The organism is Rhodocyclus purpureus (assembly GCF_016653115.1).
Taxonomy (GTDB): domain Bacteria; phylum Pseudomonadota; class Gammaproteobacteria; order Burkholderiales; family Rhodocyclaceae; genus Rhodocyclus; species Rhodocyclus purpureus.
Window position 1 is genome coordinate 1 of sequence record NZ_NHRX01000012.1, and the last position, 22,500, is coordinate 22,500.

Genomic DNA, 22,500 nt, shown 5'->3' on the forward strand with positions numbered 1-22,500 from the left:
TCATTTGAGCGGGCAAAGTGATGATGACTTAGACAATCTCATCATGCCAGAAATGGCAGCCCGCTCCTCATTTTTTGCCGCTCGCGCAAAAGAATTCTGCATGGAGCGGGCCTTTTGAAAGAGGCTCACTTGCATATTATTCTCGTCTCCAACCGACTGGCAACTGCCAGGACGGTGGTCGTCACCCGGCAGGCGGTCGTCGCTGCCGTCGTTTCCTTCTTCGCGCTCGTGCTGGCCGTGGCCTGGCTGATGTCCTGGGTCGGCGTGCACTTCCGTCTGCCGTTCGCCGAAAGCCTGGCGCTGTCGGTGCAGCAACGCCAGGAGCAGCAGGCGCAGGCTTACCTCCGCGACAACCTCAACGCGATGGCAGAAAAGCTCGGGCAGTTGCAGGCGCAACTCCTGCGCCTCGATTCGCTCGGCGAGCGCGTTGCGGTGCTTTCCGGCCTGGACAAGGAGAACCCGGCGAAGCCTGCGGGCGGGCAGGGGGGGCCGCTGATCCCGGCGCCGCTGCCGCCGGTGCTGTCGGCCGCCGAGTTGAACCGGCAGGTCGAGCAGCTGGCGGCGGTGGTGGACCAGCGCAGCGACAGCCTGGCGCTGCTCGAGTCGCAACTGATGGACCGGCGCCTGAACGCGATCCTGCTGCCCACCAGTGTGCCGGTCAGGAACGCCGCGATCGGTTCCGGCTTCGGCTACCGCAGCGATCCGATCGCCGGTGTCCATGCCATGCACGAGGGACTCGACTTCAACGCGCCGGCGGGCACGCCCGTGGCGGCGGCTGCCGGCGGCGTCGTCCGCTTCGCCAGTTTTCATCCGGAATTCGGCAACCTGGTCGAGGTCGAGCACGGCAAGGGCTTCCTCACCCGCTACGCGCACCTCGCCACCCTGGCGGTGCATACGGGGCAGGTGATCAGGCGTGGCCACGAGCTCGGCACGGTCGGCAACACCGGTCGCTCGACCGGGGCGCACCTGCACTTCGAGGTGCGCTACAAGGGGGTTGCGCAGAATCCGGCCCACTTCCTGCGCCGCGACGCGCAGCTGGCCAGGCTCGATCGCTGAGCGCGGCGCCAGCGTTTTCGAAGCTTCCCGCCGGGCAGGGGGCCGGCCTCCTGCAGCCGGCAGCACTTCGCCATTCCCGTGGCGGTCGCGGCTGCGTGCTAGAATCGGCGTCTTTCGGCGACACTCCTTGCAAAGAATGATTTCCGGCCTACTCAAGAAGTTTTTCGGCAGCCGCAACGACCGGCTGGTGAAGCAATACGGCCAGACCGTGCGCAAGATCAACGCGCTCGAGTCCGGGATCGCAGCCCTCAGCGACGAGGCCCTGCGCGCGAAGACCGACGAATTCAAGGCGCGCGTCGCCGCCGGCGAGAGCCTCGACGCGCTCTTGCCCGAGGCGTTCGCCGTCGTCCGCGAAGCCGGAAAGCGCGTGCTCGGCATGCGCCACTTCGACGTGCAGATGATCGGCGGCATCGCGCTGCACGAAGGCAAGATCGCCGAAATGCGTACGGGCGAGGGCAAGACCCTGGTCGCGACCCTGCCTTCCTACCTCAACGCGCTGTCCGGCAACGGCGTGCATGTCGTTACCGTCAATGACTACCTGGCCAGTCGCGACGCGGAGTGGATGGGACGCCTGCACCGCTTCCTCGGTCTCACCGTCGGCGTGAACCTGTCGCAGATGGCGCACGACGCGAAGCAGGTCGCCTACGCTGCCGACATCACCTACGGCACCAACAACGAATTCGGCTTCGATTACCTGCGCGACAACATGGTGTACACGGCCGGCGAGCGCGTGCAGCGCCGGCTGTCCTACGCGCTGGTCGACGAGGTCGACTCGATCCTGATCGACGAGGCGCGCACGCCGCTGATCATCTCGGGCCAGGCCGAAGACCACACCGAGCTGTACGTGCGCATGAACCAGGTCGCACCGATGCTGACGCGCTGCCAGCAGGAAGACGGCCCCGGCGACTACTGGGTCGACGAAAAGGCGCACCAGGTGCTCCTGACCGAAGCCGGCCACGAGCGCGCCGAAGAGGTGCTCGCCCAGGTCGGGCTCCTCGCCGAGGGGACGAGCCTCTACGATTCCTCGAACATCCTGCTCATCCACCACCTGTACGCGGCCCTGCGCGCACACACGCTGTACCTGAAGGATCAGCACTACGTCGTGAACAACGGCGAGATCGTCATCGTCGACGAGTTCACCGGGCGCATGATGCCGGGACGGCGCTGGTCCGACGGCCTGCACCAGGCGGTCGAGGCCAAGGAAGGCGTGCGCATCCAGAACGAGAACCAGACGCTCGCTTCGATCACCTTCCAGAACTACTTCCGCATGTACGGCAAGCTCTCCGGGATGACCGGAACGGCCGACACCGAAGCCTACGAGTTCCAGCAGATCTACGGCCTGGAGACGGTGGTCATCCCGACCAACCGGCCGATGCAGCGCAAGGATCTCAACGACCAGATCTTCCGCACCGCCGACGAGAAGTACGCGGCGATCATCGCCGACATCCGCGCTTGCCGCGAGCGCGGCCAGCCGGTGCTGGTCGGCACCACCTCGATCGAGAACTCGGAACTGCTGTCGTCGCTGCTCGACGCGCAGCAGATCCCGCACCAGGTGCTCAACGCCAAGCAGCACGCGCGCGAAGCCGAGATCGTCGCGCAGGCCGGCCGCCCCGGCGTCGTCACCATCGCCACCAACATGGCCGGTCGCGGTACCGACATCGTGCTCGGCGGCAACGTCGAGAAGACCATCGCCGCCTTGCAGGACGACGAGACGATCGGCGCCGCCGAGAAGGAGGCGAAGGTCGCCGAACTGCGCGCCGAATGGCGCAAGCTGCACGAGCAGGTCGTCGCTGCCGGCGGCCTGCACATCATCGGTTCCGAACGCCACGAATCGCGTCGCATCGACAACCAGTTGCGCGGTCGTTCCGGCCGCCAGGGTGACGCCGGTTCATCGCGCTTCTACCTCTCGCTCGACGACCAGTTGCTGCGCATCTTCGCCGGCGACCGCCTGAAGGCGATCATGGAACGCCTGAAGATGCCCGAAGGTGAGCCGATCGAGCACCCGATGGTGTCGCGTTCGCTCGAATCGGCGCAGCGCAAGGTCGAGGGCCGCAACTTCGACATCCGCAAGCAGCTGCTCGAATACGACGACGTCGCCAACGACCAGCGCAAGGTCATCTACCAGCAGCGCAACGAGTTGCTCGAAACCGAGGATATCAGCGAGACGATCACGGCGATGCGCCACGGCGTCATCACCGACATCTTCCGCGTGCACGTTCCCGAGGACACGGTCGAGGAGCAATGGGACCTGCCCGGCGTCGAGAAGATGCTCGCTGCCGAGCTGGCGCTCGAGGTGCCGGTGGTCGCCTGGGCGGCCGCCGAGAAGAACCTCAACGACGAGGCGATCCTCCAGGGCATCATCGCGGCTGCCGACGAGGCCTATGCGGCCAAGGTCGAGCAGGTGGGGGCGGCGAGCTTCCACCAGTTCGAGCGCAACATCATGCTGCAGAGCCTCGACACGCACTGGCGCGAGCACCTGTCGGCGCTCGACCACCTGCGCCAGGGCATCCACCTGCGCGGCTACGCGCAGAAGAATCCGAAGCAGGAATACAAGCGCGAGTCCTTCGAGCTGTTCGAGGCGCTGCTCGACCGCATCCGCGGCGAGACGACCCGCCTCCTGATGACCGTCCAGGTGCGCGCCGAAACGGTCGAGGAAACCGCGCCGCAGCTCGACGTGCACAACGTCGAGTACCAGCACGCCGAGTCGGCCGCGGTCGCGGGCGAGGGCGCAGCGCCGGCGGCAGAGCCGGCAGCGCCCAAGCCCGGTCGCAACGATCCCTGCCCCTGCGGTTCGGGCAAGAAGTACAAGCACTGCCACGGAAAACTGAACTGAGTTCAACCGTCAGCGGGCTGCGGCGGGAGCGCGACTGTGCTCCCGCCGTTGCCGCGTCTGGCTGCGAGGATCCACCATGCCCGTCAATTACGCCACCCCCGCCGCTGAACAACTGCACCCGGTCGCCGGTGTCCGCCTCGGCATTGCCGAGGCCGGCATCCGCAAGCTCGGGCGCCGCGACCTGACCCTGATCGCGCTCGACCCCGGCTGCCGCGTCGCCGGCGTGTTCACGCAGAACCGTTTCTGCGCAGCGCCGGTGCAACTGTGTCGCCGCCACCTCGAACTCGGCAGCGAGATCCGCGCGCTGGTGATCAACACCGGCGTCGCCAACGCCGGTACCGGCGAGCCGGGGATCCAGGCTGCCTGGCAGACCTGTGCCGCGGTCGGTCGCCTGCTCGGCATCGAGGAGCGCCAGGTGCTGCCGTTCTCGACCGGCGTCATCCTCGAACCGCTGCCGGTCGATCGCCTGGTCGCCGGCCTGCCTGCCTGCGTCGCCGATCTGGCGGCCGAGCGCTGGCATGCCGCCGCGCATGCGATCATGACCACCGACACGGTCGCCAAGGCCGCCTCGCGCCGCATCGAGATCGACGGCCGGACCGTCACCATCACCGGCATCAGCAAGGGTGCCGGCATGATCAAGCCGAACATGGCGACCATGCTCGGCTTCGTCGCCACCGATGCGGGCATTGCCGCGCCGCTCCTGCGCCGCCTCACGCGCGAGGCCGCCGACGAGTCGTTCAACTGCATCACCGTCGATGGCGACACCTCGACCAACGACTCCTTCGTCGTCGTCGCCAGCGGCCGGTCGGGCGTCGAATTTGCCGATGCCGACGCACCTGGCTACGCGGCCTTCCGCGAAGCGCTGATCGGCGTCGCCGTCGAACTCGCGCAGGCGATCATCCGTGACGGCGAGGGCGCAACCAAGTTCATCTCGGTCGCCGTCGACCACGGCCGCGAGCGCGACGAATGCCGCCGCGTCGGCTATGCGATCGGCCACTCGCCGCTGGTGAAGACCGCCTTCTTCGCCTCCGACCCCAACCTCGGCCGCATCCTCGCCGCGATCGGCTACGCCGGCATCGACGACCTCGACGTTGCCGGCATCCGCGTCTGGCTCGAATCGGGCGACGACAAGGTGCTGGTCGCCGAGAACGGCGGGCGTGCGCCGAGCTACCGCGAGGAAGACGGCGCGCGCGTGATGCAGGCGAGCGAGATCACCGTGCGCGTCGACCTCGGCCGTGGCAATGCCTCGGCCAAGGTCTATACCTGCGACTTCTCGTACGACTACGTTAAGATCAACGCCGACTACCGTAGCTGAAAAGCGCACTTCCATGGCTTTTCGCGCCAGAATGTCCGCCACAGAGCGGGCATTCTGCCGAATGTAAGCAGCCCGCCCGAATCGTCTCTCTGCCGTCCTCGTTCGCTTCGGCGACTGCCGCCAAGGCCTGATAAACTCCGTCTTTACCGACACGATCGACGTGCGCAACCCTCTTCGCGGAGCCGACAGTCATGCGTCTGCTGCACTATCTTGAAATCGAAAATTTCAAGCGTTTCGGCGACAGACAGCGTATTGAACTCGATCATCCGGCCGTCCTGATCGGACCCAACAACTGCGGCAAGACCAGCACGATCCAGGCACTGGCGCTGTGGTCGCAGGCGGTCAAAACATGGTACGACGTGCGCAAGGATTCTTCAGCGAAAGAGCGTACTGCAACGTCGATCAACCGCCTGAGTATTGTCGCCGTTCCGGTACAGCGTACTCGTTTTTTCTGGCACAACACGCAGGTCCGTACCGGCAACAGGGACATCCCGTTGGTGATCACGGTCGGCGTCGAATTCCGGGGGCAAGTCCATGCCCTGCCGATGCGTTTTCGCAACCAGGGCGACGAGTTGGTGTACTGCTCTCCGGACGCCACCGTCGCCGGTAATCTGGATCTGATTGGTCATGCAGCTGCCCTCAGGGTCGAGTTGCTGTACCCGATGTCGGGTCTGGAGACCGAAGAGCCGATCCTGCAGCCGGGACGTATCGACGTGCTCCTTGGACAGGGACAGACGGCGCAGGTGCTGCGGAATCTTTGCCTGATGGTGGTCAGGGACTCTCCCGAGGACTGGGGAAAGATCGCCCGCCTGATGGAGCGGTTGTTCGATGTGCAACTGAACAAACCAGTCGAGACCTCTCGCGGCAGCATCGAATTGCAGTATCGGCAGCCAGGCGTGAAGGAAGCGCTCGATCTGTCATCGTCGGGGCGTGGCTTCCAGCAGATGTTGCTGATCTTCGCCTACCTGTATTCGCACAAGGGCAGCGTGCTGATGGTCGACGAGCCCGATGCACACCTCGAAATCCTGCGACAGAAACAGGTCTATGTGCTGTTGCGCGACATCGCCAGCGAGAATGGCTCGCAAGTGGTGATGGTGACGCACTCCGAAGTCATCCTCGACGAGGCTCTGGACAACAACCTGACTTTGCTGCTCGACGGCAAGGCTGACGATCTGGCCAAGAAACACGAGATCCGCAACAGTCTGAAGCACTACGGGGCAGAGCATTACGTCAAGGCGCGCGAGCGCGGCTATGTGCTTTACGTTGAGGGTGGGACCGATGTCGATATGCTGAGAGCTTTGGCCCGGCAGCTTGGTCATCCGGTTTTCAAGCACTGGGACGAGCGCATCAATTCGTTTTATGTGCAGAACAATCATCCGGCGCAGAGCGCCGATAGCGAACTGGAGCGCGTCGAGGGCGGCTTTGGTTTGACGCCCCGCGAGCATTTCAACTCTCTACGCAATCTGTTGCCGCAACTGAGGGGGTTGGCCATTCTCGACAACGATGGGCGCGAGCGACCCGGCGTTCAGGATGGGCCACTCAAGATCGCTTACTGGAGGCGCTACGAGGCCGAGAACTACTTCATCACACCCGACGTGCTGCGCAGCTTTGCACGCGGGCGCTACGTCGACCTCGACCTGTTCGGCGGTTTTCAGAGCGATATTGACGAGGTGCTCGATACGCTCATCCTTGAGCAGGTTTTCGATGGTATCGCCAGCGATTTTCACGCATGGAAGCAGGCGCCGACCGAGGTAGGTAGAATCCTCTGGGAAGCCAAAACCGAGCGCCGTAAGATGAGCGGCTTCGCCGAGGAGTTTTTCCGCAGATTGGCGCGCAAACTCGGTGACCAGATGTTGCTCAAGAAAGGTGAACTGCATCGTCTGGTCGAATGCGTCGATCCGCAGTCGATTTCCGCCGAAGTTACCGAGAAGCTAGACCTGCTCGCGGAGTTGTTCAGTACTGCCGTTCCTTCGGAGGAAATGAGCAATGCCCCTGATGCCGATGATCAGAGATGAGTCTCGCCGAGCGAAAGGGCTCCTAGTCCTAAGGCGAACGGCTGCGGGCGTATGGTGGGCTGAAACCCGGCGCGCTTGCCGAAGCGGAGGCGCTGCTCAGTGCAGCACGCGCGGCGCGGCGAGGACGAATTCGGGGATCTCGGTGGTGAACGAGGTGCCGTCCTCGGCGACCATCTGGTAGCTCCCGTGCATCGTCCCGACCGGCGAGGCGAGTTGGCAGCCGCTCGTGTATTCGAACTTCTCGCCGGGGCGCAGCAGCGGCTGCACGCCGACGACGCCGAGGCCGCGCACTTCCTCGGTCTGCCCGTCGGCGTGACTGATGATCCAGTGGCGCGAGATCAGCTGCGCGGCGACGGTGCCGGTGTTCTCGAGCGTGATCGTGTAGGCGAATACGTAGCGATCCTCCTCCGGTGACGACTGTGCGCCGACGTACTGCGGCAGCGTGCGGACGGCGATTTCGTACTTCTTGCTTTCGGCCATGACTGGTTTCCTCGGGTGGTCGGGGGCGGCGGCGGCTACCCATGCCTCGCTTCTGACAAGCGCCGCGCGCGCAGGTTCTGCCTGCGAAGCGCGCACGTTGCCATCCCTTCAAGTAATATCTGGCTTTTTCTCCCCGGGGTTCCTCATGTACGTCATTGCGCCGAGCATCCTCTCCGCCAACTTCGCCAAGCTCGGCGAAGAGGTCGTCAATGTCGTCGCCGCCGGCGCCGACTGGATCCACTTCGACGTGATGGACAACCATTACGTCCCCAACCTGACCATCGGCCCGCTGGTGTGCGAGGCGATCCGTCCGCTGACCGAGGCGCCGATCGACGTGCACCTGATGGTCAAGCCGGTCGACCGGATCATCCCGGACTTCGCTCGCGCCGGCGCCAACATCATCACCTTCCACCCGGAAGCCTCCGATCACATCGACCGCAGCCTGTCGCTGATCCGCGAGCAAGGCTGTCAGGCGGGGCTCGTCTTCAACCCGGCGACGCCGCTGGCTTACATGGACCATGTCATGGACAAGCTCGACGTCGTCCTCCTGATGAGCGTGAACCCCGGCTTCGGTGGCCAGAAGTTCATCCCGGCGACGCTGGCCAAGCTGAAGGCGGCGCGCGAGCGGATCGACGCCTACGAGCGCGAGAGCGGTCGCCGCATCCGCCTGGAGATCGACGGTGGCGTCAAGGTCGACAACATCGCCGAGATCGCGCGTGCGGGCGCCGACGCCTTCGTCGCCGGCTCGGCGATCTACGGCACCCCCGACTACAAGGCGACCATCGACGCGATGCGTGCCCAACTGGCCACCGTCGCCTGAGACGATGATGAAGATACGCTCTGTCACCATCGACCTCGACGGGACCCTGCTCGACACCGTCGGCGACCTCACCGTCGCCTGCAACGCGATGCTCGCCGACCTCGAGCGGCCGCCCTTCGCCGAGCACGAGATCAACGCCTTCGTCGGCAAGGGCATGGCGGTCCTGGTCGAGCGCTGCCTCGGCGCCGCTGCCGCCGACGCGCAACTGCTGGCGCATGCGATCGAGCGCTTCCGCGTGCATTATGCCGAGTCGAACGGCCGCTCGACTCGCATCTATCCGGGCGTGCTTGAGGGCATCGCCGAACTGCAGCGGCTGGGCCTGCCGCTCGGCTGCGTCACCAACAAGCCGGCGATGTTCACCGAGCCGCTGCTCGAACGCATGGGCCTGGCGGGGCATTTCAAGGCGGTGGTCAGCGGCGACACGCTGCCGTTCAAGAAGCCGCGTCCGGAGCCGCTGTGGCACGCCTGCGCGGCGCTCGGCTCGGCGCCGGAGAGCAACCTGCACATCGGCGACTCGGCCAACGACATCGCCGCGGCGCGTGCCGCCGGCTGCCCGGTGCTCTGCGTTCCCTACGGCTACAATGAGGGAACCCCGGTGGACAGCGCCGAATGCGATGCGCTAGTATCGGACTTGGTCGAAGCCGCTGCCTGGGCGGCTTCATTCGTTTGCAAAACGGCATAATTGCCGGCCGGCCCTGCGTGAATGTCATGATGTCGCACGAGAACTTCGTCGAGCGGAAGGAGAACGTCCCGGTGAGCGCCCTCATGGAGTGGCGCTGCCGGTATTCGTGGCGGGGCTGACTGCCGCCTGCACTATCTTCCTTCCGCATTGCTGCCAAGTCCTCATGAGATGTCAATGAACGAAACCGAATTCAACGCGCTCGCCGCGCAGGGTTACAACCGCATCCCGGTCACGCTCGAAACCTTCGCCGACCTCGACACGCCGCTGTCGATCTACCTCAAGCTCGCCAACGGTCCCTACACCTACCTGCTCGAATCGGTGCAGGGCGGCGAACGTTTCGGCCGTTACTCGATCATCGGCCTGTCCAGCCCGACGCGCGTCGTCGTTCATGGCCACCAGGTGCTGGTGCTCACCGGCAACCGCATCGCCGAGCGCGAGGACGACACCAACCCGCTCGATTTCATTGGCGCCTTCCTCAAGCGCTTCCGCGCGGCGCCATCGACCGGCCTGCCGCGCTTCTGCGGCGGCCTGGTCGGCTGTTTCGGCTACGATACGGTGCGCTACGTCGAGACGCGGCTGACGCGCACGCAGAAGCCCGGCGACCTGGGCACGCCCGACATCACGCTGCTGCTCTCGGAGGAGATCGCCGTCGTCGATAACCTGTCGGGCAAGCTGACGCTGGTCGTCTATGCCGAGCCGGGGGTTCCCGGAGCGCTGCAGAAGGCGAAGGCGCGCCTGAAGCAACTGCTCGCCAAGCTGCGCGAGCCGGCGCCGATCCCGGCGGAGACGCCGAAGCCGTCGCAGCCGGCGGTGTCGGTGTTCGGCGAGGCGCAGTTCCGCCAGGCGGTGCTGAAGGCCAAGCGCTACATCACCGAGGGCGACATCATGCAGGTCGTCCTCTCGCAACGCATGAGCAAGCCCTACGCCGCCAGCCCGATGGCGCTGTACCGCTCGCTGCGTTCGCTGAATCCGTCGCCGTACATGTTCTACTTCGACTTCGAGGACTTCCACGTCGTCGGCGCCTCGCCCGAGATCCTGGTCCGCCTCGAAGGCGACACGGTGACGCTGCGTCCGATCGCCGGGACGCGCCGGCGGGGGGCCTCGTTCGAGGAGGACCAGGCGCTCGGCGAGGAACTGCTCGCCGACGAGAAGGAGCGCGCCGAGCACGTGCAGCTGCTCGACCTCGGCCGCAACGACGTCGGCCGCGTCGCGGCGGTCGGCTCGGTGAAGCTCACCGAGAAGATGATCATCGAGCGCTACTCGCACGTGATGCACATCGTCTCCAACGTCGAGGGCCGCCTGCGTCCCGGCCTCGACGCGCTCGACGTGCTCAAGGCTTCCTTCCCGGCCGGAACGGTGTCTGGGGCGCCGAAGGTGCGCGCGATGGAGATCATCGACGAACTCGAACCGGTCAAGCGCGGCATCTACGCGGGTGCCGTCGGCTACCTGGGTTTCCACGGCGAGATGGACCTGGCGATCGCGATCCGCACCGCGGTGGTCAAGGACGGGCAGATGCACGTGCAGGCCGGCGCCGGCATCGTCGCCGATTCCGACCCGTCCGCCGAGTGGCAGGAAACGCAGAACAAGGCACGTGCGGTGCTGCGCGCCGCCGAACTCGCCGAACACGGGCTCGACACCCGGCTCGATTGACGCCAGGCTGCGCGGGAGTGCGGCGCACTCCCTGTGGCCGCCGCGCATCATCCTGTGCTTGATCTGCCTCCCCGGAATGGACGTATTCCAGGCGTGCATGGAGAGGGGCTGAGACCGTAAGCGTCATCGCGAGCCCGCAGGGCGTGGCGATCCAGTGTGTAGGTCTTGCAGCGGGTCGCGCGGCTTTCAGGGGCGCTGATACACGAACTGGATTGCCACGGCGCTGCGCGCCTCGCAATGACGGCAGCGGGCGATTTTCATGCCCTGGGGGGGCGCAACCGGCGCCGACACTCAGCGCGAGGCAATGGTCTGGCGAGGATAGTGCCAGTTCTTCTGCCAGGCTGCGCGCACCATGTTCGGATACTCGGGCTGGCCCAGGCTGCCGTTGTAGCGCCCGAGGGCGCGGTAGAGGTCACCCTGCTCGATGTCGAGGTAGTGGCGCAGGATGGTGCAGCCGTAGCGCAGGTTGGTGCGCAGGTGGAAGAGGTTGTCCTCGCTGCCGCCGATCAGCTGTACCCAGAACGGCATCACCTGCATGAAGCCGCGCGCGCCGGCGGAGGACACCGCGTACTTGCGGAAGCCGCTCTCGACCTGGATCAGCCCGAGCACCAGTTGCGGATCGAGCCCGGCACGCGACGCCTCGTAATGCACCGCGCTCAGGAATTCGGCCCGGCTGTCCGGGTCGGGGATGCGCCGTTCGAGCCGGCGCGACATCTCGCCGAGCCAGTTGCTGGCCTCGGCCGAGTCGACGAAGGCGCTGCGCGGCGGTGCGCGGTCGGAGACCGTGCGCGACAGCGCCGCCTGGACGCTGGCGGCGAGCGGTTCGTATTTCTGGGCGCCGGCCTGGGCGGCCGGCGCGGCCAGCGCCAGACACAACGCGGCAGCGCAGGCGCGGGCTGCCCGTGCCTGCGCTGCCGGGCGACTCAGGCGGCGCACAGCCTTTCCCTGAGGAAGGCCACCATCGCGCCGACCGGGATCATCTGCGCGTCGGCATCGCGCCGGCCCTTGTATTCGAGCTTGCCTTCGGCCAGCCCGCGCTCGCCGACGACGACGCGGTGCGGAACGCCGATCAGCTCCATGTCGGCGAACATCACGCCGGGGCGCTCGTTGCGGTCGTCGAGCAGGACGTCGATGCCTGCGGCAGCGAGTTCGTCGTGCAGCTTCTCGGCAGCCTCGCGCACGGCGGCGCTCTTGGCCATCCCCATCGGCACGATGCAGACCTGGAAGGGCGCGATCGCCGCCGGCAGGACGATGCCGCGCTCGTCGTGTCCCTGCTCGATCGCCGCGGCGACGATGCGCGAGACGCCGATCCCGTAGCAGCCCATCTCCATCACCTGCGACTTGCCGTTCTCGTCGAGGAAGCTGCAGTTGAGCGCCTTGGCGTAGGTCGTGCGCAGCTGGAAGATGTGGCCGACCTCGATGCCGCGGCAGAGTTCGAGCGATCCTGCGCCGTCGGGCGAGGGGTCGCCGGCGACGACATTGCGCAGGTCGATGCCGGCGCCGGGGTCGGGCAGGTCGCGTCCCCAGTTCGCGCCGGCGAGGTGGAAGCCTTCCTCGTTGGCGCCGCAGATGAAGTCGGCGAGGGCGGCTGCGCTGCGGTCGACGAAGAGGCCGACGCGCGCAGGATCGACGCCGACCGGGCCGATGTAGCCGGGGCGGCAGCCGAGGTGCTCGATGATCTCCTCTTCGTGCGCGAAGCGGAACTCGCCGATCGCCTTCTGCGCCTTGATCTCGTTGAGCTCGTGATCGCCGCGCAAGAGCAGCAGCGTGAATGCAGGTTCGCCTTCGCCCGGTTCGGCGCGCATCACCGCGACCGCCTTCAAGGTCTCTCCGAGCGTCGCGCCGAGCAGCTCGGCGACGTCCTCGCACTTGGTCTTGCCGGGGGTCGGCACCTTCTGCAGATCCGCCGTGGCCGCGCCGCGCGGAGAGGCCGGCGCCAGCGCTTCGGCGAGCTCGACGTTGGCCGCGTAGCCCGAGGCCGGGCAGTAGGCGAGCGCGTCCTCGCCCGAGTCGGCGAGGACGTGGAATTCGTGCGAGCCGGTGCCGCCGATCGAGCCGGTGTCGGCGGCGACGGCGCGGAAGGCGAGGCCGATGCGCGTGAAGATGCGCGAGTAGGTGTCGTACATGTTGCGGTACTCGCGCTGCAGGTCCGCGAAGCTCGTGTGGAACGAGTAGCCGTCCTTCATCAGGAACTCGCGTCCGCGCATGACGCCGAAGCGCGGGCGGATCTCGTCGCGGAACTTCATCTGGATCTGGTAGAAGTGCAGCGGCAGCTGGCGGTAGCTTTTCACCTCGCGGCGGACGACGTCGGTGATCACTTCCTCGTGCGTCGGGCCGATGACGAAGTCGCGCAGGTGGCGGTCACGGAAGCGCAGGAGCTCCGGCCCGTACTTTTCCCAGCGGCCCGATTCCTGCCACAGTTCGGCCGGCTGCACCGCCGGCATCGACAGTTCGATCGCGCCGGCGCGGTCCATTTCCTCGCGAACGATGCGCTCGACCTTGCGCAGCACGCGCAGACCGAGCGGCATCCAGGTGTAGATGCCGCCAGCCATGCGCCTGATCATGCCGGCGCGCAGCATCAGCTTGTGGCTGACGACTTCGGCGTCGGAGGGGGCTTCCTTGAGCGTGGACAAGAAGAATTGCGAAGTGCGCATGGTGTTCCATTTCGGTGGGCAAGACCATAAATTCTACAAGACGGCGGGCGCCGGCGCGACGCCCCCGTAGGGAAGTGCGGCCGCACCTGGCGCGAACGCTTGCGGCGTTCCGCTGTCCCACCTGCACGGTCCGGAAGCTGGCCGGTGCCCTGGCCCGCACTGTGGCGCGTCGACGCGCGCCGGCCGCGCTTTTCAAGGGGGCCGAATTATGGAAGAATGCTTGTAATCCAATCAATTGCAGGTTTTTCAAATGCTCGACCGTGAAGGCTATCGCCCGAACGTCGGCATCATTCTTTGCAACGCCAGGAACGAGGTTTTCTGGGGCAAGCGCATCCGCGAGCACTCATGGCAGTTTCCGCAAGGCGGCATCAACCGCGGGGAGTCCCCCGAACAGGCGATGCTGCGCGAGCTCTATGAGGAGGTCGGTTTGCGCCCCGAGCATGTACGCATTCTCGGCCGGACCCGGGACTGGCTTCGCTACAATGTGCCGACCCACTGGGTCAGACGCGAGTGGCGCGGCAGCTACAAGGGGCAGAAACAGATCTGGTTTCTGCTGCGTTTGCTCGGCCGTGACAGCGACGTCTGCCTGCGCGCATGCGATCATCCGGAGTTCGACGCCTGGCGCTGGAACGACTACTGGAGTCCGCTCGACGCGGTGATCGAATTCAAGCGCGGCGTCTATGAAATGGCGCTCAACGAACTGGCACGCTACCTCGACGCCGACCAGCCTGGCGGTCGACGTGCGCCGCCGGTGCGTCGCGAGAAAGTCCTGAAGGTCGAAGGTGGCTGATCTGTTCGCTTCATGCACATCCCCCTGGCAGCAAGCCCGCGCCCTGGTCGTCGGGCTGCTTGCCTGTTGCGCGCTGGTCTCTGCCGCCGCCGCTGCCGAGAGCTTCGAGAACGACTACGAAGAGAAGCCCTGGGAGGAAATCGAGCCGGCCTTGCCGGCGGCGCTGAATCCCGATGCGCTGATTCCCTTCTACGTCAGCGCGGTGACCGAGAACCGCTTCTTCGTCGATGGCGATTCGATCAGCGTCGGCGCCGATGGCGTCGTCCGCTACACGCTGGTCGTCGTCAGCGCAACGGGGGCGCGTAACGTGAGCTACGAGGGGATTCGCTGCGATTCGGCCGAGCGCAGGCTGTACGCCTTCGGCCGGGCCGATGGCAGCTGGTCGAAGGCGCGCGGCAACGCGTGGGTGAAGATCCAGAACAGTACCTTCAACCGCCAGCACGTCGCGCTGTTCGCCGAGTACTTCTGCCCGGTGGGGAGCAGGGTGGCCGATGCCGACGAGGCGCGCCGGGCGCTGCGCGCCGGTGGCGTGCAGCGCCCCTAGTCCGCCTCTCCTCGCCGTTCGTCCTGCGCCGTTCGTCTTTTCCGCGTACGCCGCTGCCCGCTTGGCGCAGCGCCGGCCGTCAAGCGCCTTGCCCATGGAGTCGCCATGTCCGTCGATCGTCTGATCATCGAATTCGACCGCGCCTTGCGTACGGTCTTTGCCGCCGCGCCGCTGTCGCGCCCGGTTCCCGGCGCCGATCTGCCCGAAGCCGAATTGTCGGATCCGGAGCGCCTGCAGGCGGCTGCCCTGATGCGGGTCAATCACTGCGGTGAAGTCTGCGCGCAGGCCCTGTACCAGGGGCAGGCGTTGACCTGCCGGCAGCCGGCGCTGAAAGAGGCGCTGCAGAAGGCTGCGCAGGAAGAAACCGACCACCTCGCCTGGACCGAGAGGCGGCTGAGCGAGCTGGGTGGGCGCAAGAGCCTGCTCGATCCCCTCTGCTACGTCGGTTCGCTGTCCTTCGGCGCCCTTGCCGGGGCAGCCGGCGATTCCTGGAACCTCGGCTTTCTCGCCGAGACCGAGCGCCAGGTCGAGGCGCACCTCGACGGGCATCTCGCACGGTGGCCCGAGACCGACCGGCGTTCGCGTGCAATCATCGAACAGATGCGTGCGGACGAGGTTGGCCACGCGCACATGGCGGTCGCGCTCGGCGCGCGCGAATTGCCGGCGCCGGTGAAGGGGGCAATGCGCCTGGTGGCCCGCCTGATGACGGGCGGCGCCCGCTACGTCTGAGCCGCGGCGCCCCAGGCGCCTGCGCCGGGGCCGTGCTGCGGACGCGGGCTCAGGCCTCGACGATTTCGAAGTCGTGCGTGATCGCCGCGGTCGCGCCGAGCATCACCGACGCCGAGCAATACTTGCTGTGCGACAGTTCGATGGCGCGGGCAACGATTTCGCGGCGCAGGCCTTTGCCGCTGACCCGGAAGTGGAAGTGGATGCGGGTGAATACCTTCGGGTCGGTCTCGGCGCGATCGGCGCTGAGGCTGACTTCGCAGCCGGTAACGGCATGGCGCCCCTTCTGCAGGATCAGAACGACGTCGAAGGCCGTGCAGCCGCCGGTTCCCGCCAGCAGCATTTCCATCGGGCGCGGTCCGAGGTTCCGGCCTCCGGCCTCCGGCGCGCCATCCATCACCAAAGCGTGATTGCTTCCTGTCTCGGCGATGAAGGACATTCCTTCGCCGCTCCAGCGAACCCTGCATTCCATGGTCTGTTCCAGTCAGTTGGGGAGGGGGGATTCTAACGGAGAAGGCCTCTTCCCCGCATTCCGGAGCGATCCGGGGCAGCGGTGCGTGCTTTTGGCATGTTGCGGTGCACGATGGTGATCCGTCCTGCCATGCTCTTGCTGGTCGCTCTGTCTTTTACGATTGGTGAATGGCTGTCTCGAATAGTTCGTAAGTGCATGATTAAAAATTGATCAATGTCGATCTGACGGGTTTTTCTACGACTTTGTAAGTATTTGTCGCAACGCACAAAACGGACTTGATCTTTCGTTTTTGAAAGGCCATAATGAATTCAGTTCGGATGTCTGAGCCACTCGACATCCTCCGCTTTGTCTCCTCCACCCTCCTCCTTTGGTGTGGATTTAACGCGACTCTATCGAGTCGCGTTTTTTTTTGGGTGCGCCAGGCATGGCGCGTGGCGCCGTGACTGGCGCTGTTTTCTCCGCTGTGGTGGCGGGGAAGATGACTAGAAGGTGAAAGTCCTTTACACACCCGGCAAGGGGAAGTGTTAGCCGAACGGCAAGGGTGTTCCGGGCGACTGGAAATCTGAAGGAAGCCGCAGGCAAAGTGCTGGCCTGACGAACAGGAAACGGATAGAGGCGGCGTAGCGGGGTGAGCAGGCCCATATCTGTAAAGCCCGATACTTGCACGGAACGCTACGACGTAGATCCGACAGGCATAAGCATGAAGGTCACGCGAATTACTCTGGGAGGCCCATCAGCCTGCCTTGTGCTACTGACATCGCGAGGTGTCGGGATGGGATGATGGGAGTCAGCCGAGGCCATAGTAGTGGCTCTGACCAAGTCGCGAAGGGCTGAACCTGCCATGAGCGGAAAGGTGGCTATCTCTCCGTGAAGTCTGGACAGTTGTCCCGTAAGGGAGCTGGCGACAGAGCAATAGGGGCCGGAAGCCCCGAGGGCGGTCGCAGCGTCTATAGGCTAACGGGCGAATAGTCGTCGGGACGTAAGCTCAACCTGGAGACGGGAGGCAGGAACCGCCGGATACGTGATCCGTACGTCCGGTGGTGTGGGAGGACGGCGGGGGTGACCCCGCCTCCTACCCGATCTGGCGTTGGCCGCATGTTCGGTGTCAGGTCCGCAGCAGCGGCGAAGAGCGTTCGCTGCGCCGTCTCACCCCGGATCCGGCGCGCCGCTGCCAGTCGCGCAAGATTTGCTCATCCGCTGATTGACACGCGCGGCCATCTTGACATACACTGCGCGGCTTTCCGTTATCAGGCATAAAAGGACGGCGTTCCCAATGAAGACTTTCTCCGCCAAACCCCACGAGGTGAAGCGCGAGTGGCTGGTAGTCGATGCTACCGACAAGGTGCTCGGTCGCCTCGCCACCGAAATCGCTCGTCGCCTGCGCGGCAAGCACAAGCCCGAATTCACCCCCCACGTTGACACCGGCGACTTCATCGTCGTGACCAACGTCGAAAAGCTGCGCGTTACCGGCAACAAGGCGCTGGACAAGAAGTACTACCGCCACACCGGTTTCCCCGGCGGCATCTACGAGACCAGCTTCGAGAAGATGCAACAGCGCTTCCCGGCTCGCGTTCTCGAAAAGGCGGTCAAGGGCATGCTTCCCAAGGGCCCGCTTGGCTACGCCATGCTCAAGAAGATGAAGTGCTATGTCGGCGATTCGCATCCGCACGCCGCCCAGCAGCCCAAAGTTCTGGAAATCTAAGGCATCCACATGGCTGACAATTTTTACTACGGAACCGGTCGCCGCAAGAGCGCGGTTGCCCGCGTCTTCCTGCGCCGCGGCACGGGCGCCATCGTCGTCAATGGCAAGCCCGCCGACGAATTCTTCTCGCGCGTCACTGGCCGCATGATCGTTCGCCAGCCGCTGGAACTGGTCGAGCACACGACGACCTTCGACATCCAGGTGAACGTCTCAGGTGGCGGTGAGTCCGGTCAAGCCGGCGCCGTCCGTCACGGCATCACGCGCGCGCTGATCGAATACGACGCAGCGCTGAAGCCCGCGCTGTCCCGCGCCGGATTCGTCACGCGCGATGCGCGCGAAGTCGAGCGCAAGAAGGTCGGTCTGCACAAGGCACGCCGCCGCAAGCAGTTCTCGAAGCGTTAAGACTTTTCGATGTCGAAAAAAGCCGCCTCCGGGCGGCTTTTTTCTTTCCGGAGGGCGCTTTAAGATGTCGCCTTTCCTTAGGAGAACACCATGATCAAGGCTGGAGTCGTTGGCGGTACGGGCTACACGGGGGTCGAACTGCTGCGCTTGCTGGCGCAACATCCGCAGGTGGAACTGGTCGCGATCACTTCGCGTGCCGAGGCCGGTACGCGCGTCGCCGACATGTACCCGAACCTGCGCCGTCGCGTCGACCTCTGTTTTTCCGATCCGGCCAGTGCCCGCCTCGACGCGTGTGACGTCGTCTTCTTCGCCACGCCGAACGGCGTCGCCATGCAGCAGGCGCCGGCGCTGCTCGATGCCGGCGTGCGCGTCATCGACCTCGCTGCCGACTACCGGATCACCGATATCGCCGAGTGGGAAAAGTGGTATGGAATGCGCCACGCTTCTCCCGAATGGGTGGCGCGCGCGGTCTATGGCTTGCCCGAAGTCAATCGGGCCGCGATCGCTGGCGCCCGCCTGGTGGCCAACCCCGGCTGTTACCCGACTGCGGTGCAACTCGGTTTTGCGCCGCTGGTCGAGTCGGGGGTGATCGACCTCGCTCATCTCGTCGCCGACGCCAAGTCGGGCGTTTCCGGCGCCGGGCGCAAGGCGGAAGTGTCGAGCCTGTTTGCCGAGGCGTCCGACAATTTCAAGGCCTACGGTGTCCCCGGCCACCGCCACCTTCCGGAAATTCGCCAGGGGCTCGGACGCATGGCGCAGCAGCCGGTCGGGCTGACCTTCGTTCCGCACCTGACGCCGCTGATCCGCGGCATCCACGCGACGCTCTACGCGCGCGTCGACCAGGAAGCGGACTTCCAGGCCTTGTTCGAAGCGCGCTATGCCGGCGAGCCCTTCGTCGATGTGCTGCCGGCCGGTTCGCATCCGGAGACGCGCTCGGTGCGCGCGGCCAACGTCTGCCGGATCGCCGTGCACCGCCCGCAAGGCGGCGACACGCTGGTGGTGCTGTCGGTCATCGACAACCTGGTCAAGGGGGCAGCCGGACAGGCGGTGCAGAACATGAACATCATGTTCGGCTTCCCCGAAACCGAAGGGCTATGCCAGCTGCCCGTGCTGCCCTGAGGCTGCGCCGCGTCCGCCAGCGCTTCGGCATCAACGCCCCGCAGCTTGCGGTCCGCGCGCAACTCGCGTGGCACTGGCGCTTGCTGGCGCTGGCGGCAGCACTTGCGTTCCCCCTCGCTGTCGCGCTCGCCGCCTACGAGTTCGGGCGACGCGGGGCCGGCAACTTCCGTCTGAGCGTCGCCAGCGAGGTGGCGGAGCTCGAGCGGCGAGTTGCCGTGCTGGACGAGGAAATCGTGCGTCTGCGTGCGCTCTCGGCAGCCAGCGAGAGCAGTCTGCAGATCGAGCGCGTCGCGCAGCAGCAACTGGCCGGGCAGGTAAGGGCGCTCGAAGCGGAGAACGACGGCTTGCGGGACGACCTGGCGTTTTTCGAAGGCTTGATTCCGGCCTCGGAGGCGGCGCCGGACACGGGACCGCGCATCCATCGGCTGCGCGTCGTCCGCGATGGCACGAGCGATCGCTATCACTACCGCATGCTGCTGGTGAATGACCAGCGCAAGGCCGACAAGGAGTTTCGTGGCAGCCTGCAGTTCCGGGTGGCCGTGCGACGCGCAGACGGAGATGCTATGATCCTGCTCCCCGCCGACGGGGCTCAGCCCGATGACAGGTTTCGCGTCGTTTTCAGGCGTTTTCAGCGGCTCGAGGGCGAGTTTGCGATGCCGGCGGGAACTGCAGTCACGGCCGTCGAGGCGCGCCTCGTCGAAGGCGGCGAAGTGCGCGCCAGGCAGTCGGCCAAGCTCTAGCGGGAGACGACGCATGTTTGGCAGAAAGAAGAGCGGTAGCCAACCGCATAACAGGATCAACAGCTTGATCGGCGCCGATACGCGCGTCGAGGGGAACATCGCCTTCTCGGGCGGCTTGCGCGTCGATGGCCAGATTCGCGGCGACGTGCGCGCCGAAGGCGAGCATGGCGGCACCCTGGTGATCAGCGAGAATGCCCGCATCGAAGGTCGCGTCTCCGCCTGCCACGTGATCATTAACGGCACCGTGATCGGTTCAGTCTGCGCCGCAGAGTCGCTGGAACTTCATCCCGGCGCGAGGGTCACAGCCGACGTCGAGTATCACCGGCTGGAGATGCAACTCGGCGCAGTGGTGCAAGGGCGTCTCGTGCACCGGGCGCGATCGAGATCCGTCGAGCTCAAGCTGGCGAGCAGTAACTGAAAATCCACCCATGCCTGGTCAGCCAGGCCCATCAGGAGTCAATCGATGAGTGTAGCAACCGAACTTCCTTCGCCCTTCATCTTTACCGATAGCGCCGCCAACAAGGTCCGCGAACTGATCGAAGAGGAAGGAAATCCCGATCTCAAGCTCCGCGTTTTCGTTTCCGGCGGTGGTTGCTCGGGCTTCCAGTACGGCTTCACCTTCGAGGAGGTCGCCAACGAAGACGACACCGCGATGGAGAAGAATGGCGTCACCCTGCTGGTGGATCCGATGAGCTACCAGTATCTGGTCGGCGCTGAGATCGACTACTCGGAGGGGCTCGAAGGCTCCCAGTTCGTGATCCGCAACCCGAACGCGACCTCGACCTGCGGCTGCGGCTCGTCTTTCTCGGTCTGAGGCTTTCACCATCCCGTTCCCGGGATGCAAAAAAGGCGGCTTCGGCCGCCTTTTTTGTCGCCGTTCGCCGGTCAGTGCGAACGGCGCGGCCGGGATGAATCCGTCGCCCCGCTCGATGACGGTGGCGGAATGCGCTAGAATCAACGCCTTTTGGCGACGATCGCGGCTGCGATCGCGCTCGCGTTTTCATGGTCTGCCGCGGGAGGGGTGTCCCTGCGCGGCCGGCAGCCCTCGCCATTTACCGCCTGGGCGTTGAAGAGGTCTTTTTTATGATCGATGTCGAGAATAGTCTGAGCCTGATCAAGCGCGGCTGCGAAGAACTGCTGGTCGAAGCCGAACTGGTCGAGAAGCTGAAGAGCGGGCGCCCGCTGCGTGTCAAGACGGGCTTCGACCCGACCGCGCCGGACCTGCACCTGGGGCACACCGTCCTGATCAACAAGATGCGCCATTTCCAGGAACTCGGGCACCACATCATGTTCCTGATCGGCGACTTCACCGGCATGATCGGCGACCCGAGCGGCAAGAACACGACGCGCCCCCCGCTGACGCGCGAGCAGATCCTGGAGAACGCGCGCACCTACCAGGAGCAGGTGTTCAAGATTCTCGATCCCGAGAAGACCGAGATCTGCTTCAACTCGACCTGGATGGATCCGCTCGGTGCGGCAGGGATGCTGCGCCTCGCGGCGACGCATACCGTCGCGCGCATGCTCGAGCGTGACGACTTCGCCAAGCGCTACGCCAACGGCCAGTCGATCGCGATCCACGAGTTCCTCTACCCGCTGTGCCAGGGTTATGACTCGGTGGCGATGCGTGCCGACATCGAGCTCGGCGGCACCGACCAGAAGTTCAACCTGCTGGTCGGTCGCGAACTGCAGAAGCACTATGGTCAGGCGCCCCAGTGCGTGCTGATGATGCCGCTCCTGGTCGGTCTCGACGGCGTGAACAAGATGTCGAAGTCGCTCGGCAACTATGTCGGTATCAACGAGCCGCCGCGCGAGATCTTCGGCAAGCTGATGTCGGTGTCGGACGACCTGATGTGGCGCTACTACGAGTTGCTCTCGTTCCGCAGCGACGCCGAGATTGCACGCCTGCGTCAGGAGGTTGCGGAAGGGCGCAACCCGCGCGATGCCAAGGTTGCCTTTGCCCAGGAAATCGTCGCCCGCTTCCACGGCCAGCAGGCTGCTGCCGACGCGCTCGCCGATTTCGAGGCGCGCTTCCGGCATGGTGCAATCCCCGACGACATCGAGGAAGTGTCGCTCGCGGGTGAGGGGCCGTGGACGATCGCGCAGGTCTTGAAGCAGGCGGGGCTCAGTGCCAGCACCTCGGAGGCGCTGCGCATGATCGACCAGGGCGGCGTCCGCATCGATGGCGAAAAGCTCAGCGATCGCGGGCTCGTTCTCGAAGGCGAGGGTCCGTTCGTCCTCCAGGTCGGCAAGCGGCGTTTCGCCCGCGTGCGCATCGCCCGCTGAGGGCGGTGCAGCCCCTCCAGGAAGCCGGAGGCCGCGTTTTTGCAGAATCTGGCAGAAAGTGCTTGACGCGGTTTTCGGTGGCTGTATAATTCGCATCTTTCGCAGCAGCGCTAGCGAAAAACGTCATAAAAATCAAAAACTTAGCAATAAGTGCGCGATTTTTGCGGCGAAGCGGCAAGAAGTGATCAAGTTTGCAAACGGTTTTAAAAGTTGTTGA

Annotated in this window: 21 protein-coding genes; 17 read left to right on the plus strand and 4 right to left on the minus strand. The window is 65.2% G+C overall.

Annotated features, from left to right (window positions below):
* Positions 1 to 129 precede the first annotated feature (129 nt).
* The 4 genes from CCR84_RS01675 (at position 130) to CCR84_RS01690 (ending at position 7,219) form a co-directional block, all read left to right on the plus strand.
* Positions 130 to 1,056: a M23 family metallopeptidase gene (locus tag CCR84_RS01675; protein WP_201209208.1), complete on the plus strand. Its 927-nt coding sequence runs from the start codon at positions 130 to 132 to the stop codon at positions 1,054 to 1,056.
* A gap of 136 nt (positions 1,057 to 1,192) precedes the next feature.
* Positions 1,193 to 3,889 carry a preprotein translocase subunit SecA gene (secA, locus tag CCR84_RS01680; RefSeq protein ID WP_207186180.1) on the plus strand — a complete coding sequence of 899 codons (2,697 nt, stop codon included), beginning with the start codon at positions 1,193 to 1,195 and terminating at the stop codon, positions 3,887 to 3,889.
* 76 nt (positions 3,890 to 3,965) lie between these two features.
* Positions 3,966 to 5,204, plus strand: a complete 1,239-nt coding sequence (argJ, locus tag CCR84_RS01685; RefSeq protein ID WP_201209209.1) for a bifunctional glutamate N-acetyltransferase/amino-acid acetyltransferase ArgJ — start codon at positions 3,966 to 3,968, stop codon at positions 5,202 to 5,204.
* A 191-nt stretch (positions 5,205 to 5,395) separates the two neighbouring features.
* Positions 5,396 to 7,219: an AAA family ATPase gene (locus tag CCR84_RS01690; RefSeq protein ID WP_201209210.1), complete on the plus strand. Its 1,824-nt coding sequence runs from the start codon at positions 5,396 to 5,398 to the stop codon at positions 7,217 to 7,219.
* Between the two features lie 96 nt (positions 7,220 to 7,315).
* Here the strand turns inward: CCR84_RS01690 and apaG are convergent, their stop codons facing one another.
* Entirely contained in the window at positions 7,316 to 7,699 is a 384-nt protein-coding gene (apaG, locus tag CCR84_RS01695; protein ID WP_201209211.1) for a Co2+/Mg2+ efflux protein ApaG, read from the minus strand.
* Between the two features lie 145 nt (positions 7,700 to 7,844).
* Here apaG and rpe point away from each other — a divergent pair, with 145 nt between their 5' ends.
* The 3 genes from rpe to trpE all read left to right on the plus strand — a co-directional run bounded on the left by rpe (position 7,845) and on the right by trpE (position 10,851).
* Positions 7,845 to 8,519: a ribulose-phosphate 3-epimerase gene (gene rpe / locus CCR84_RS01700; RefSeq protein ID WP_201209212.1), complete on the plus strand. Its 675-nt coding sequence runs from the start codon at positions 7,845 to 7,847 to the stop codon at positions 8,517 to 8,519.
* A gap of 7 nt (positions 8,520 to 8,526) precedes the next feature.
* Entirely contained in the window at positions 8,527 to 9,201 is a 675-nt protein-coding gene (locus tag CCR84_RS01705) for a phosphoglycolate phosphatase (RefSeq protein WP_201209213.1), read from the plus strand.
* 174 nt (positions 9,202 to 9,375) lie between these two features.
* The gene (trpE, locus tag CCR84_RS01710) at positions 9,376 to 10,851 is read left to right on the plus strand and encodes an anthranilate synthase component I (RefSeq protein WP_201209214.1); all 1,476 of its coding nucleotides are present in this window, start codon (positions 9,376 to 9,378) and stop codon (positions 10,849 to 10,851) included.
* A 291-nt stretch (positions 10,852 to 11,142) separates the two neighbouring features.
* Here trpE and CCR84_RS01715 read toward each other — a convergent pair whose 3' ends face one another.
* Entirely contained in the window at positions 11,143 to 11,787 is a 645-nt protein-coding gene (locus CCR84_RS01715) for a lytic transglycosylase domain-containing protein (protein ID WP_338052544.1), read from the minus strand.
* On the minus strand, positions 11,775 to 13,505 hold the full coding sequence (locus CCR84_RS01720; protein ID WP_201209215.1) for a proline--tRNA ligase: 1,731 nt from the start codon (positions 13,503 to 13,505) through the stop codon (positions 11,775 to 11,777). Before CCR84_RS01720 ends, CCR84_RS01715 begins: the two co-directional genes overlap by 13 nt.
* 250 nt (positions 13,506 to 13,755) lie before the next feature.
* Here CCR84_RS01720 and CCR84_RS01725 point away from each other — a divergent pair, with 250 nt between their 5' ends.
* From CCR84_RS01725 to coq7, 3 genes are all read left to right on the plus strand, one after another.
* Positions 13,756 to 14,295 carry an RNA pyrophosphohydrolase gene (locus CCR84_RS01725; protein ID WP_201209216.1) on the plus strand — a complete coding sequence of 180 codons (540 nt, stop codon included), beginning with the start codon at positions 13,756 to 13,758 and terminating at the stop codon, positions 14,293 to 14,295.
* On the plus strand, positions 14,288 to 14,839 hold the full coding sequence (locus CCR84_RS01730; protein ID WP_338052545.1) for a CNP1-like family protein: 552 nt from the start codon (positions 14,288 to 14,290) through the stop codon (positions 14,837 to 14,839). Before CCR84_RS01725 ends, CCR84_RS01730 begins: the two co-directional genes overlap by 8 nt.
* 105 nt (positions 14,840 to 14,944) lie before the next feature.
* Positions 14,945 to 15,568: a 2-polyprenyl-3-methyl-6-methoxy-1,4-benzoquinone monooxygenase gene (gene coq7, locus CCR84_RS01735; protein ID WP_201209217.1), complete on the plus strand. Its 624-nt coding sequence runs from the start codon at positions 14,945 to 14,947 to the stop codon at positions 15,566 to 15,568.
* Between the two features lie 49 nt (positions 15,569 to 15,617).
* Here coq7 and CCR84_RS01740 read toward each other — a convergent pair whose 3' ends face one another.
* Positions 15,618 to 16,037 (minus strand): OsmC family protein, encoded by a 420-nt coding sequence (locus tag CCR84_RS01740; protein ID WP_201209218.1) that lies wholly within the window; start codon positions 16,035 to 16,037, stop codon positions 15,618 to 15,620.
* 1,273 nt (positions 16,038 to 17,310) lie between these two features.
* On the opposite strand from CCR84_RS01740, the gene rplM reads away from it, so the two are divergent.
* The 7 genes from rplM (at position 17,311) to tyrS (ending at position 22,283) form a co-directional block, all read left to right on the plus strand.
* Positions 17,311 to 17,739, plus strand: a complete 429-nt coding sequence (gene rplM / locus CCR84_RS01745; protein ID WP_201209219.1) for a 50S ribosomal protein L13 — start codon at positions 17,311 to 17,313, stop codon at positions 17,737 to 17,739.
* A gap of 9 nt (positions 17,740 to 17,748) precedes the next feature.
* Positions 17,749 to 18,141 (plus strand): 30S ribosomal protein S9, encoded by a 393-nt coding sequence (gene rpsI / locus CCR84_RS01750; protein ID WP_201209220.1) that lies wholly within the window; start codon positions 17,749 to 17,751, stop codon positions 18,139 to 18,141.
* Between the two features lie 90 nt (positions 18,142 to 18,231).
* Positions 18,232 to 19,260: an N-acetyl-gamma-glutamyl-phosphate reductase gene (gene argC, locus CCR84_RS01755; RefSeq protein ID WP_201209221.1), complete on the plus strand. Its 1,029-nt coding sequence runs from the start codon at positions 18,232 to 18,234 to the stop codon at positions 19,258 to 19,260.
* An 80-nt stretch (positions 19,261 to 19,340) separates the two neighbouring features.
* Positions 19,341 to 20,000: a DUF6776 family protein gene (locus CCR84_RS01760; RefSeq protein WP_201209222.1), complete on the plus strand. Its 660-nt coding sequence runs from the start codon at positions 19,341 to 19,343 to the stop codon at positions 19,998 to 20,000.
* Between the two features lie 13 nt (positions 20,001 to 20,013).
* Positions 20,014 to 20,418: a bactofilin family protein gene (locus tag CCR84_RS01765; RefSeq protein WP_201209223.1), complete on the plus strand. Its 405-nt coding sequence runs from the start codon at positions 20,014 to 20,016 to the stop codon at positions 20,416 to 20,418.
* A gap of 45 nt (positions 20,419 to 20,463) precedes the next feature.
* Positions 20,464 to 20,814, plus strand: a complete 351-nt coding sequence (erpA, locus tag CCR84_RS01770) for an iron-sulfur cluster insertion protein ErpA (protein ID WP_201209224.1) — start codon at positions 20,464 to 20,466, stop codon at positions 20,812 to 20,814.
* A gap of 269 nt (positions 20,815 to 21,083) precedes the next feature.
* A complete protein-coding gene (gene tyrS, locus CCR84_RS01775) occupies positions 21,084 to 22,283 on the plus strand; it encodes a tyrosine--tRNA ligase (protein ID WP_201209225.1) in 1,200 nt (399 codons plus the stop codon).
* Positions 22,284 to 22,500: the final 217 nt, after the last annotated feature.

Excerpts from the sequence above, each read along its gene's own strand:
- CCR84_RS01740 (WP_201209218.1), bottom strand. The coding sequence starts at position 16,037 with ATGGAATGCAGGGTTCGCTGGAGCGGCGAAGGAATGTCCTTCATCGCC.
- trpE (WP_201209214.1), top strand. The coding sequence starts at position 9,376 with ATGAACGAAACCGAATTCAACGCGCTCGCCGCGCAGGGTTACAACCGC.
- CCR84_RS01690 (WP_201209210.1), top strand. The coding sequence starts at position 5,396 with ATGCGTCTGCTGCACTATCTTGAAATCGAAAATTTCAAGCGTTTCGGC.
- erpA (WP_201209224.1), top strand. The coding sequence starts at position 20,464 with ATGAGTGTAGCAACCGAACTTCCTTCGCCCTTCATCTTTACCGATAGC.
- secA (WP_207186180.1), top strand. The coding sequence starts at position 1,193 with ATGATTTCCGGCCTACTCAAGAAGTTTTTCGGCAGCCGCAACGACCGG.
- rplM (WP_201209219.1), top strand. The coding sequence starts at position 17,311 with ATGAAGACTTTCTCCGCCAAACCCCACGAGGTGAAGCGCGAGTGGCTG.
- CCR84_RS01725 (WP_201209216.1), top strand. The coding sequence starts at position 13,756 with ATGCTCGACCGTGAAGGCTATCGCCCGAACGTCGGCATCATTCTTTGC.
- argJ (WP_201209209.1), top strand. The coding sequence starts at position 3,966 with ATGCCCGTCAATTACGCCACCCCCGCCGCTGAACAACTGCACCCGGTC.
- CCR84_RS01765 (WP_201209223.1), top strand. The coding sequence starts at position 20,014 with ATGTTTGGCAGAAAGAAGAGCGGTAGCCAACCGCATAACAGGATCAAC.
- argC (WP_201209221.1), top strand. The coding sequence starts at position 18,232 with ATGATCAAGGCTGGAGTCGTTGGCGGTACGGGCTACACGGGGGTCGAA.
- apaG (WP_201209211.1), bottom strand. The coding sequence starts at position 7,699 with ATGGCCGAAAGCAAGAAGTACGAAATCGCCGTCCGCACGCTGCCGCAG.
- rpe (WP_201209212.1), top strand. The coding sequence starts at position 7,845 with ATGTACGTCATTGCGCCGAGCATCCTCTCCGCCAACTTCGCCAAGCTC.
- rpsI (WP_201209220.1), top strand. The coding sequence starts at position 17,749 with ATGGCTGACAATTTTTACTACGGAACCGGTCGCCGCAAGAGCGCGGTT.
- CCR84_RS01705 (WP_201209213.1), top strand. The coding sequence starts at position 8,527 with ATGAAGATACGCTCTGTCACCATCGACCTCGACGGGACCCTGCTCGAC.
- CCR84_RS01720 (WP_201209215.1), bottom strand. The coding sequence starts at position 13,505 with ATGCGCACTTCGCAATTCTTCTTGTCCACGCTCAAGGAAGCCCCCTCC.
- tyrS (WP_201209225.1), top strand. The coding sequence starts at position 21,084 with ATGATCGATGTCGAGAATAGTCTGAGCCTGATCAAGCGCGGCTGCGAA.
- coq7 (WP_201209217.1), top strand. The coding sequence starts at position 14,945 with ATGTCCGTCGATCGTCTGATCATCGAATTCGACCGCGCCTTGCGTACG.